The sequence below is a fragment of the Butyrivibrio hungatei NK4A153 genome, from assembly GCF_000424465.1.
GTDB classification, from domain to species: domain Bacteria; phylum Bacillota; class Clostridia; order Lachnospirales; family Lachnospiraceae; genus Butyrivibrio; species Butyrivibrio hungatei_A.
Map to the genome: position 1 here is coordinate 545576 of NZ_AUJY01000001.1, position 12183 is coordinate 557758.

The 12183-nt window shown below is 38.6% G+C and carries 14 protein-coding genes; all 14 read left to right on the forward strand.

The window, feature by feature from the left end; genetic code table 11:
• The first annotated feature begins 14 nt into the window (after positions 1 to 14).
• Positions 15 to 1139, forward strand: coding sequence for an FtsW/RodA/SpoVE family cell cycle protein (locus tag G628_RS0102475; protein WP_027208369.1), 1125 nt, complete (start codon positions 15 to 17; stop codon positions 1137 to 1139).
• Positions 1140 to 1157: 18 nt separating this feature from the next.
• Positions 1158 to 1553, forward strand: coding sequence for a methylglyoxal synthase (mgsA, locus tag G628_RS0102480; RefSeq protein WP_026654885.1), 396 nt, complete (start codon positions 1158 to 1160; stop codon positions 1551 to 1553).
• Complete coding sequence (locus tag G628_RS0102485; RefSeq protein WP_027208370.1) at positions 1537 to 2502, forward strand: D-alanyl-D-alanine carboxypeptidase family protein; 966 nt, start codon at positions 1537 to 1539, stop codon at positions 2500 to 2502. The genes mgsA and G628_RS0102485 overlap by 17 nt, the downstream gene beginning before the upstream one ends.
• A gap of 72 nt (positions 2503 to 2574) precedes the next feature.
• Positions 2575 to 2994: a hypothetical protein gene (locus tag G628_RS0102490; protein WP_026666771.1), complete on the forward strand. Its 420-nt coding sequence runs from the start codon at positions 2575 to 2577 to the stop codon at positions 2992 to 2994.
• A 47-nt stretch (positions 2995 to 3041) separates the two neighbouring features.
• Positions 3042 to 4604 carry an HlyD family efflux transporter periplasmic adaptor subunit gene (locus G628_RS16175; protein WP_242827151.1) on the forward strand — a complete coding sequence of 521 codons (1563 nt, stop codon included), beginning with the start codon at positions 3042 to 3044 and terminating at the stop codon, positions 4602 to 4604.
• 117 nt (positions 4605 to 4721) lie between these two features.
• Positions 4722 to 5249, forward strand: a complete 528-nt coding sequence (locus tag G628_RS0102500) for a cell division protein SepF (protein WP_026654882.1) — start codon at positions 4722 to 4724, stop codon at positions 5247 to 5249.
• Positions 5250 to 5309: 60 nt separating this feature from the next.
• Complete coding sequence (gene aroB, locus G628_RS0102505) at positions 5310 to 6416, forward strand: 3-dehydroquinate synthase (RefSeq protein WP_027208371.1); 1107 nt, start codon at positions 5310 to 5312, stop codon at positions 6414 to 6416.
• Between the two features lie 24 nt (positions 6417 to 6440).
• Positions 6441 to 6983 (forward strand): signal peptidase II, encoded by a 543-nt coding sequence (lspA, locus tag G628_RS0102510; RefSeq protein WP_026666773.1) that lies wholly within the window; start codon positions 6441 to 6443, stop codon positions 6981 to 6983.
• A 12-nt stretch (positions 6984 to 6995) separates the two neighbouring features.
• Positions 6996 to 7922: an RluA family pseudouridine synthase gene (locus tag G628_RS0102515; protein ID WP_026666774.1), complete on the forward strand. Its 927-nt coding sequence runs from the start codon at positions 6996 to 6998 to the stop codon at positions 7920 to 7922.
• A 50-nt stretch (positions 7923 to 7972) separates the two neighbouring features.
• Complete coding sequence (locus tag G628_RS0102520) at positions 7973 to 8608, forward strand: AAA family ATPase (RefSeq protein WP_027208372.1); 636 nt, start codon at positions 7973 to 7975, stop codon at positions 8606 to 8608.
• A 166-nt stretch (positions 8609 to 8774) separates the two neighbouring features.
• Entirely contained in the window at positions 8775 to 9104 is a 330-nt protein-coding gene (locus G628_RS0102525; RefSeq protein WP_026654879.1) for a hypothetical protein, read from the forward strand.
• Positions 9105 to 9255: 151 nt separating this feature from the next.
• A complete protein-coding gene (locus G628_RS0102530) occupies positions 9256 to 10305 on the forward strand; it encodes a M42 family metallopeptidase (RefSeq protein ID WP_027208373.1) in 1050 nt (349 codons plus the stop codon).
• 22 nt (positions 10306 to 10327) lie between these two features.
• Positions 10328 to 11101: a PHP domain-containing protein gene (locus G628_RS16180; RefSeq protein WP_034500520.1), complete on the forward strand. Its 774-nt coding sequence runs from the start codon at positions 10328 to 10330 to the stop codon at positions 11099 to 11101.
• A 220-nt stretch (positions 11102 to 11321) separates the two neighbouring features.
• Positions 11322 to 12104: a CPBP family intramembrane glutamic endopeptidase gene (locus G628_RS17890; RefSeq protein WP_027208374.1), complete on the forward strand. Its 783-nt coding sequence runs from the start codon at positions 11322 to 11324 to the stop codon at positions 12102 to 12104.
• Positions 12105 to 12183 lie beyond the last annotated feature (79 nt).

Sequence of the window (12183 nt, forward strand, 5' to 3'; positions counted from 1 at the left end):
ATTAAATGCGTGAAATGCTGAAAAAATATAAGATAACTGAATATGATTTTTTCCTTGTGACAATGATCTTAATAACAAATATCTTTGGTATCCTTGCCGTCACGTCCTCTTTTCCGAGCTTGAAAACATCTGTTATTGGCGGCTCAATATTTAGTTTTTTGGTTATGGTCTTTTTGTCACTTGTGGATTATAACTTTTTACTGAAGTTTAATTGGCTCTATTATATTGCAAATCTTGTCATTTTGGCACTTATCTTTACTAGTATGGGAAAGAGAATTAATGGTGCAAGAAGGTGGTTACAGCTTGTACCCGGTGTCAGAATACAGCCCTGCGAGGTAGCCAAAATATTATTGATTTTATTTTTTGCTCAGTTTATTATGAAATATAAAGATAAAGTTAAAGATATACGCTTTATCTTTGTTTGTTTTGCTTTACTGAGTCTTCCTGTTTTACTTATTATTTTGCAGCCGGATCTTTCAACGTGCATTATGATCTTTGTTACTTTTGCATGCATGTTGTTTGTTGCCGGAATGGACTGGAAACTTGTTGCAATAGCGCTTGCTGTGGCGGTTCCGCTTGTATTATTTGTTATCAGTGATGCGGTAAACGGCTGGGGGATTGTTTTTGGCAAGATATTGCATGATTATCAGGGTGACCGAATACTTGCATGGCTGCATCCGGAAGATTTCACAACAGATAAAGCTTATCAGACGTTACATTCGCTTATGGCAATAGGTTCCGGCGGAATTCGCGGAAAAGGATATAACACGGATGATGTTACGGTACTTAACGCGGGATTTATTTCGGAGCCTCAGTCAGACTTTGTTTTTGCGGTTATAGGAGAAGAATTTGGCTTCATCGGGGGATGCGCGGTCATTATTCTGATCTTAATAATTTCGGTCAGATGTTTTTTGATCTCCTTTAGGGCTAAAGACAAAGCAGGACAGCTACTCGCTGCGGGAATCGGAGCATGGATCGGCTTTCAGGGATTCATCAATATATCCGTTGTTACCGGCCTTTTTCCCAATACGGGACTTCCGCTTCCGTTTATCAGTGCCGGAAGCTCGGCACTTTTAAGCATGTATGCGGGCATGGGAATTGTCCTTAATGTCAGATTGCAAAGCAACAAGTATATCTAGGGAGGGTTACAGATAGAAATGAATATTGCGCTTATTGCACATGATGCAAAGAAGAAGCTTATGCAGAATTTCTGTATAGCATATAGGGGTATATTGAGTAAAAACGATCTTTTCGCCACGGGAACAACGGGCAGACTTATAGAAGAAGTTACAAATCTTAGTATTCATAAGTATCTTGCGGGACACCTCGGAGGTGCACAGCAACTTGGAGCAGCTATTGAACATAATGAGATCGATCTTGTTATTTTTTTGAGAGATCCGCTCACTGTTAAATCACATGAGCCTGACATCAGCAATGTCATGACACTTTGCGATATGCATAACATCCCGGTTGCAACTAATCTTGCTTCAGCAGAACTGCTTATTAAATCTTTGGATAGAGGAGATCTTGAGTGGCGTGAAATGTATAAGTAAGCCTTGTTCTTTTTTTGCTATAGTGTTGATGTTGTCATCTGTTTTTGTGAGCGGATGTTCTTCAATTCCATACGAAGCAAAGTATTCTATTGACAGAGCTGCGACAAGTAATAGATGTGAACCTTTTGCGGCAGATAAGTGTGTTGCTGATGTAGAGGATATTACAAGCCAGGACATGCAGGTCAATGACAAAGTAAGTGCCGGTCTTTTTGACATTAACAGAAGACGAACACTTTATGCCAAAAATGTACATGAAAGACTTAAACCCGCCAGTCTGACGAAAGTCATGACTGCTTATATTGCACTTAAATATTATGGAGATCAGCTCGATAAGGTGCTTGTTGCGGATTCATCCGTATATGCAAATGAGAGCGGAGCCCAGGCACTCGGACTTAAAGAAGGCTGCTCGATGACGCTGAACGAAGCACTTTGTGCGCTTCTTATTTATTCCGCAAATGACGTGGCAAATCTTATTGCGACTAATCTTGCGGGCTCCATTGAGGCTTTTGCCGATATGATGAATGCCGAAGCCTTAAAACTTGGTGCGACTCAGTCTAATTTCAAGAATCCAAACGGTCTTAATGTTGAAGATCACCTTGTTACCGCATATGATATGTATCTGATCTTCAGTGCCGCTATGAAATATGATAAGTTTTCAGAGATAATCAGCATGAATTCTTATGATGTAAAGTGGACCGATGAAAACGGTGAAGGCCAATCAAGGACAATTGATAATACAAACGGATATCTCAGAGGAGATGTGGCAGCACCGAGCGGAGTCACTGTTATCGGTGGTAAAACCGGTACCACAAATGCTGCCGGACATTGCCTTATCCTGCTTGCGAAAGATGGAAGCGGTAATCCGTACATCGCAGTAATTATGCGCGATACAGACGGTGATACATTGTATTCAGACATGACTAATATGCTTAACGAAATCGTTAAATGATGTTGTCTTTTAGCACCTAATATCCTATAATTAATATATCGATAAAATACTTACTTGCGGGAGGGTATGCCGATGGTTCAGTTAATTGTTGGGAAAAAAGGAAAAGGTAAGACCAAATGCTTATTGGACAAGGTGAACACCGAGGTAAAAAATGTTCTCGGTTCCGTAGCCTTTCTTGATAAGAGTACCAAGCACATGTATGAACTTAACAATAAGATTCGTCTGATAGTCGTCTCGGAGTTTATGATAGAAAATTCCGATGAATTCATTGGTTTCGTCAGTGGTATTATTTCTCAGGACCATGATCTCCAGCAAATGTATTTTGACAGTTTTTTGAAAATATCCTGTCTTGAAGGAAAAGATATTTCCGGAACTATCGACAAGCTCGAAAAGCTTGGCGAAAAGTTTAATATTGATTTTGTTCTCAGTCTTTCAATGGATGAGTCAGAACTCCCCGAAAGCGTAAAATCAAAGGTTGTTATTTCACTTTAAATTTTAAGTATGAGATATTTGAGCCGCGGATCACCGCGGCTCAATGTATGAAGAAGGTTAATAATATGGCCGGCCAGAATAGCCGAAAAATTACAAAGTATCCCAAAAACATAAATAATCTAAATATCGGAGTGGTTTTCTTTGTTGCCGTGGCAATATATATAATCATCAGTGTTGTCATTTACCTTGGAAAAGACCGCGTTATTCCTTATCAGGTTATGGACGGATCTCTTTCGACCAATAATATTTATGAAGCCATCGCTATCAGAAGCGAAAAGATCGTTCCTGCTGACCGCGCAGGCTATGTGTATTATATTGCATCCGAAGGTACCAGGGCAGCGGTCGGAGATCTTGTTTATACTATAGATGAATCGGGAAAACTTATTGAATATTTAAAATCACAGGGGTCGGAAGAAGTGGAGCTGAATGATGAGAGCATGTCGGAACTTCGTTCTCAGATCATGTCGTTCACTTCATCTTTTGATGAGAAAAATTTTTATACTGTTTATGATTTTAAGAGCGGACTTGACGGCACAGTGCAGAAGCTCTCAAACAGTAGTCTTCTTAACGACATTCAATCTCTTAATCTGAATAATTCCATTGCCAGAGTCAGTGCACAGGATCCGGGCATAGTAATTTATTCAACCGACGGCTATGAAAATCTTACTCCCGATAGTATTACTCTTGAAAATTTTGATCAGTCAAAATATGAAAAGCATCAGCTTATAAATAATTCACTTGTAAAAAAGGGTGATCCGGTTTATAAGATCTGCGACAGTGAAGACTGGTCCATTATAATAAATGTAAAAGATGAAGAGCAGGCCAAGGAACTTGAAAGTCATCAGTATGTTGATGTTAAATTTATCAAGAATCAGGATATTTCCTCGGCAAAGGTGTCTTCGTTTACCAACGGAAACGGTGATAAATTTTTCATGTTGTCTTTTACCAATTCCATGATCACTTTCTGCAGGGACAGATTCTTAAGTGTGGAGATTATGACAGACAGCAATAACGGTCTTAAGATACCTAATTCCGCAATTGTAGAAAAGAGCTTTTTTACCGTTCCGCAGGATTTTATTTCTGAGAACAATGATGAAACGACGAGCGTTCTTAGGGATAAATATGATGAGCAGGGAAATAAGACTGTTGAATCGGTCAATATATCAATTTATAATGAGGATGATTCCGACTGCTATATAGATACGGATTCGCTAAGAGCCGGAGATGTGCTTATAAAGCCGGATTCGAACGCGACATTTACAGTAGGCAAAACGGGTACGCTTAAAGGCGTATATAATTATAATAAAGGCTATGCCGACTTCAAGCAGATTGAAGTCCTTTACAATAACGAGGAATACTCTATAGTTAAGTCTAAAACCAGATACGGCCTTAGAGTTTATGACTATATTATTCTGGATGCCGAATCATATGATAAAAATCTCAGATCCAAAGACGAACCGCAAGATTCACAGGATAGTGAAGAAACTTCGGCTTCACAAGGATCGGCGGATGAGGCGGAGAGCGCATCTTCAGGTGATTCACTGAATTCAGAAGATTCTCAAGCGACAATTGATGAATCGGCAGATGGCGGTTCGACCGCAAATCCTTGACCAAAACCCGAGCAAAGAGCCCGTTTGTCTCAACAGCGATTTGACATACGGTACAAATCTACGATAATATTAAAGTAGATTTTTGTTGGGATTATTATTATGAGGAGCATATAGATAATGAGCGTAATGGATAAGTTTTTAAAAGCAATACAGCTTACGGGAGATGATGAAAGCGGATATTACGATTCTGATGATGTCTACTATGATAGCAGTTCCAAAAACGATATATTTAGCAATACGACTCCTATTGGAAAGGATGTTCCTGCAATAGATCTTTCCGAGGAAAAGAAGAAGACAACTCCCAAAGTTGTTCCTACCAGATCAAGGAAGGCTTTATCTGCGGCAGGCATGGAGGTTTGCGTGATTAAACCTACATCTGTCGAGGATGCAAGGGAGATAACGGAAACACTTTTGGCTAACAGGACTGTTGTGCTTAATCTGGAAGGTCTTGATGTTGATATCGCACAGCGAATCATTGATTTTACTTCGGGTTCGACATTTGCAATATCAGGTAATCTTCAGAAAATTTCCAGATATATATTTATTATTACACCTGCATCTGTAGATATTTCAGGTGATTTCCAGAGTATTTTGAGCGGGACATTCGGTGGTGGAATTACAGAAGGACCACAGCAGATAGATTAAAAAGATCGAGGCTGTTGACACAGATAATAAGGTCAACAGTCTTTTTTTGAGGAGAATGTTATGGAAAAGACATTAAACGTATGCTATCAGGAGAAACCTTGCTATGACATCGTATATAGCAAAGACTTTTCTGACCTTGCTGACGAAGTAAAGAAAATCGGTTTTGAGAACAGAAAAATCTGCCTTATCACAGATTCTAATGTGGATGGGCTTTACTCAAGTGAAGTATGTGATATACTAAATAAAGTTGCAAAAACTGTTATAAAGTGTGTAATACCCGCAGGAGAGGCAAATAAGAACCTCGATGAGATAAATAAGATATATGAACAGCTTATTTTGAACCGGTTTGACAGGCATGATCTTATCGTTGCTCTCGGCGGCGGAGTTGTAGGCGATATGTCAGGTTTTACGGCTGCAACTTATTTAAGAGGGATTGCTTTTATCCAGATTCCTACGACGCTTCTGGCTCAGTCGGACAGCAGTATCGGCGGAAAGACAGGCGTTGATTACAAAGGATATAAGAACATGGTCGGAGCATTTTATATGCCGAAACTTGTTTATATGAATATATCAACTCTTAAGACACTTGACGAAAGACAGTTTGCTTCAGGTTTTGCCGAGGTTATGAAGCATGGAATCATCAAGGACAGCGAATTCTACACCTGGCTCATTGACAATATGTATGAGATTGATAACAGGGATATTGATACTCTTTTGGAGATGGTATACAGAAGCTGTCTTGTGAAGAAAGCTGTTGTTGAGAAGGATCCCACAGAGAAGGGTGAAAGAGTACTTCTTAACTTTGGTCATACACTCGGACATGCAATTGAGAAGTACAAAAACTTTGAGCTTATGCACGGAGAGTGTATTTCGCTCGGTTTTGTTGCGGCAGCATTTATCTCTTGGAAGAAGGGACTTCTTTCGATGGAAGAATATTACGAAGTAAGAGATATGCTTGTTCCGTTTAATCTTCCTATTTCTCTTGAGAGTATTGACGCGGATGAGGTTATAAAACTTGCAAAATCCGACAAGAAAGCGGATGCGGATAAGATCAAGTTTATCCTTATCAAGAAGATAGGCAGAGCCGTTATCGATACTACGGTTACGGATGATGAGATGAGAGCCGCTCTCGAAGAAATTGATTGGTCAAAAAAGGCCAATGAATAAATAGAGGTTTTACGAGGATTTATTATGAACACAAATTTATCTAAAAAGAAAAAACTTTTTTTACTTTCCGATCTTGTACTTATTGTCTTGCTGATATTTTTCGATCAGCTCACAAAGCACCTTGCATTTGTACATCTTCAGGATAAGCCCGCGATCAAGATAATCAACGGGGTTCTTGAGCTTAATTTTTTGAAAAACAGCGGAGCTGCGTTTGGAATGCTTCAGAATCAGAAGGTTTTTTTCGTACTTATTGCCGCAATTATGCTTGTGGTTATCGCTTACGTTCTTTTCAGAATGCCCGATGACAAGAAATATAATATTTTGCATATTGTTCTGGCACTTGTTGCAAGCGGTGCCGCAGGAAACATGATCGACAGAATACATAATGATTATGTTATTGATTTCATTTATTTTGTTATCATCAATTTTCCTATTTTTAATGTGGCCGATATTTATGTTACGGTTGCAACATTTATCTTTGCGGTACTTCTTCTTTTTTACTACAAGGATAACGATTTTGAATTTTTGAGCTTCAAGCAGCAGAAGAAATTCAAGGAGTTCAAATAAGGTATTTTGAGAATGGATGAAACTAATCTCTTTGAATGTGTAGTTACCGATGAATATGAAGGATACAGAATCGATAAGCTTATAAGTGAACTTATCGATTCTTTTTCGCGTTCTTATATAAAAAAACTTATCGATGATAAAAAGGTTTTTTGCAATGATAAGAATGTAAAGGCAAGTTATGTTGTATCTGAGAATGATGTGATAAAGATGGAGATTCCGCCGCTTAAAGTTCCCGAGATTGTACCGCAGGATATCCCTCTTGATATCATTTATGAGGATGAAGATGTGCTTGTTGTAAATAAGCCAAAAAACATGGTGGTGCATCCGGCTCCCGGCCATTATTCCGATACGCTCGTAAATGCCGTTATGTTTCATTGCAAGAATCTGTCGGGTATAAATGGCGTTTTAAGACCCGGAATCGTGCACAGGATCGACAAAGATACGACAGGTTCCGTTATTATCTGCAAAAATGACGCCTCTCACAGGGATATAGCGGCTCAACTTAAGGAGCATTCCATAGACCGCATTTATCATGCCATCTGCTATGGAATAATCAAAGAAGATGAAGGCGATATTGATGCGCCGATCGGAAGAAGCCCTTCTGACAGAAAGAAAATGGCTGTCGTTTCAAAAGGCGGAAAAGATGCGTTTACACATTATCGCGTTTTAAAGCGTTTTGAGCAGGATAATATGACTTATATAGAGTGTAAGTTAAAAACAGGAAGAACGCACCAGATTAGGGTTCATATGGCGCATATCGGGCATCCTCTTTTGGGAGATGAGGTCTATGCTTCCGGAAGAAAGAGCAAATTTAAGACGGAAGGTCAGTGTCTTCATGCAAAAACTCTTTCTTTTGTTCATCCGAAAAGTTCTGAATATATCGAGACAGACGCCCCTTTACCTGCATATTTTCAGCATTTGCTTGATATTCTCAAATAAGGTAAGATATAAATGAGAGTAAAGCTTTTTTATAAAAAGGGGTGATCTGTATGAATACGATAATTACTATCGGTAGACAGTTTGGATCGGGCGGAAGAGAAATCGGAGAGATGGTGGCCAATCATTTTGGAATAAAATGTTATGACAAGGAACTTTTATCAAGAGCCGCAAAAGAAAGCGGATTCTGCGAGGAAATGATCCAGAATCACGATGAGAGGCCTACAAATTCTTTTTTGTATAATCTTGTAATGGATACATATTCTTTTGGATATAATTCTTCAAGCTTTGTAGATATGCCGATCAGTCACAAGGTTTTCCTTGCACAGTTTGATACAATCAAGAAGATTGCGAAGGAAGAACCATGTATCATCGTCGGAAGATGCGCAGACTATGCGTTGAGTGACCTTCCGAATGTTCTAAATCTCTTTATTTACGGTGATGAAGAATGTAAGATTAAGAGAATCCGTGAGAGATTTTCCGATATCACATCAAACGAAAAAGCACGTGAGATGATGATAAAGAAAGATAAACAGCGCCAGAGTTATTACAACTATTATTCTTCCAAGAAATGGGGAAGAGCAGACAGCTACGATCTTTGCATCAATTCAAGCATCCTTGGAATTGAGGGCACTGTAAAGCTGATAATTCAGTATATTGAAGACTACGAAGCCGCAAAGAATGGCTGATAGCCGGGAAATCACGAGCAAGGCAGATTTTAAGTCTGTTTTGCTCTTTTTACGTTATTAAACAAAATATGGTATATTTTGAATTTTTTGTAAAATGACTTAACTAAAATTCGTGTCTTCCGATATATAATTTGTATCTGAATAATTCCAGGGAGATATTTCATTTATGGATTTTAATTTTATGGCATCGGTTGACAGTATTACAAACAAATATCTTAATCAGACTGCAATCTCTTCTTTGAGCGAAGAAGATAAGAAGAAATTCGGGGCTGATTTTGCCGAAGTATATGAGTCAATGACATCAATGAAACTCTTGAGCGCTAATCTTCGTTCAAGCTATGAGAATACTCATACCGACGATCTGAGCGAGCATGCATCAAGACTGGGCTATTCTATAGATAACAGGGTTATAAATATGCTTCATGTGCAGATTTCCGATGACATGAATACAAAGGTTAAATCTGCAATGGATAATGCTGTAAAATCTTTGCTGTAATAAATTTTATCAATAGGTCTGTATCTTATGGATACAGGCTTTTTTCTGCATTATCGGGGGATTCAATTTTTTTAAATAAAGATTTTATCCTTTTTTGCTGGAATATTGCATTTTCCAAGAGTAGAATGTTTTGTTGAGGAGCGAAGTAAATATGAAGAGAAAACTTGAAAAAAAATATGTCGATTATCTTGTAAAGAAAACTGAAGAAATCGTAAACATCGATTCTCCCACAGGTTATACCGAAGAAGCAGCTTCTTTTGTAAAAAAAGAGTTTGAAGCGCTTGGTTTTAATGCTTACTACACGGTTAAAGGCGGTATTATTGTTGAGTTTGGCGGCAAAGATAAAGATAACGGGCTCCTTCTCGAAGCTCATGTAGATACGCTTGGCGGAATGGTCTCAAGGATCAAGTCAAACGGAAGACTGGAGCTTACCAATCTTGGCGGCATGAATCCAAACAATGCCGAGACTGAAAACGTAAAGGTCATAACCAAGTTTAACGGTGAATACGAAGGTACTTTCCAGTTAAATGATGCATCAATTCATGTAAACGGGAAATATAACGAGCAAAAAAGAGACTGGGACAGCTGCGAAGTTGTTCTTGATGAAGATGTAAAAGATGCAGACGATGTAAAGAAGCTTGGTATCTCTATCGGTGATATAGTATGTTTTGATCCGAATTTCAGAGTGACAAAGAGCGGATATATCAAATCCAGATTCCTTGATGATAAGCTTAGCGTCGGAATTTTATTTGCTTATGCAAAATATCTAAAAGATAATAATATCACCCCTGAAAGAGCGATATATGCCCATATAACGGTTTTTGAAGAAGTTGGCCACGGAGGATGCGGAAGTGTTCCAAAAGGCTGTACAGAGGTGATATCAGTTGATATGGGATGCGTCGGTGAAAACCTTGATTGTAGCGAAAAACAGGTTTCAATTTGCGCAAAAGACAGTGGCGGGCCTTACAACTACAATATTGTAAGAGCTCTTATTGAGATTGCAAAAGATAATGACATAGATTATGCCGTTGACGTTTATCCGTTCTACGGAAGTGATGCAGAGGCTTCGCTTCGCGCCGGCAACGATCTTAGGCATGGACTTATAGGTGCCGGTGTCTATGCTTCTCACGGGTATGAGAGAAGTCATAAAGATGGCGCAGAAAACACCCTTCGCCTTTTGATAGCATATACGACTGACTAAAGGAGCACAAAAAGACAACATTATGAAGTACATTTATGAAACTCACATGCACACCAAGGAAGCGAGCGCATGTTCCGGAACAGAGGCCCGCGAGTTTATAAAATACATGTCTGAACTTGGTTACAGCGGAATAATTATTACAGACCATTTTTTTAACGGGAACAGCTGTGTCCCGAAAGATCTGCCCTGGGAGAAGAGGGTAGAGATGTACTGCAGCGGCTATGAGCACGCTCTGGTAGAGGCTCAGAAAACCGGCTCGGATCTTACCGTTATGTTCGGTATAGAATATAATTTTCACGGAGACGAATTTCTTCTTTACGGAGTTGATAAAAAGTGGCTTCTTGACAATCCCGACATTCTTGAAAAAGACAGATATGAAGTTTATAAATCTGTTCATGACTACGGCGGAATCATGATTCAGGCTCATCCATACAGGGAAAGAGGGTATCTCAGCGAGATAAATCTTACACCGTCTGTTTGTGACGGGGTCGAGGCATACAACGCTTGCAATCTTGATTATCAAAATTCACTCGGTTATCAGTATGCCGTCCAGAAGGGGTTCAGAATGTCTGCAGGTTCCGATATTCATAATCCCGGTCAACCGGATATGGGTGGCATGTGCTTTGATCATAAGATAAAATCTATAAGCGAATATATCAATGCTTTTATGAACAACGAGGGAATTCCTGTATTTATGCGAGATATATCTGTTAATCGTGAATTTAAGGAAGTTTCAGGAAATAAAGATTTTACAGTTCCTACGCAGGGTCCGACGCTTGAAGTTATCTGGCATTAATTCTGTAAGTGAATAAATATATTCCATAATTTTCTTTTTTTCTTCTCTATAAGGTCATGAAAAGCTAAAAAAGTCGTCCTAATTGTACGGTTAGGGCGACTTTTTGCTTGTTTATTATACCAATGGTATGTGTACAGAAGCTTTGTTTTTTTATACTATGTCTATAATAGTACGGCAGCTGAAATATTTAATAGTGTTTTTGATGAAAGAGAGAGAAAAAATGGAAAAAAGAAAATTTGCACCGGGATTGGTGCTTTTTATCATTATGTTTTTAATATCGACAGTAGGATTGACGCTTTTAGGTGAGGGAAATTTTGCACTACCGGGAATGATTGCTCGTTATGTTATAGGTACTGTCAGCGTTGTTTTTATGGCAAATATATATGGAGTGGAATTTAAAATTAAAGGTTTTTTTAAGGGACTTTTTAGTGTTATAGGCTTGGTTGGAGTAGCTTGCTGCATACATAATTTATTAGCTATGAGGATTCCCACTGATATTGGTTTCAAAGAGGGACTTCCAAATGCAATATTCATGTTTCTGCTTATGATGTCAGTAGGTGTATTTGAAGAGGCTATCTATAGAGGTGTACTCTTTAATACATTAAGAAATTGTTTGGGCGAAAGCAAGGGGAGAATAATTTTGGCGGTAATTTTATCTGCGATTCCTTTTGGACTTACTCATTTTCTTAATCTTATTTTCTATCCAAATCATGTAGTATGGATTACTTCTCAGGTTGTATATGCGACTGCAGGTGGAGTCCTTTTTGCATGTATTTATTATATTACAGACAATTTTTGGCTGGTTGTGGTCTTGCACGGACTCTATGATTACTTAGCCAGTATTTGGTCATGCTTTGTAAGTCAGGCGGAAGGAATTGGTATTCCTGCAGTAGATTCAACAATAATGCAAGGAATAAAAGATGCAATTCCCGACTGTATCTTCGGATTGATTGCATTCATAGTATTGTTAGTAGTTCTCAATAAAAGAGAAAAGTATAGCTAACTTACAAACAGTTATTAGCAAGCGTATATAAGATTATTCAAAGATCTTCCCATAATATTCCCATAATAGGGATGTAAAA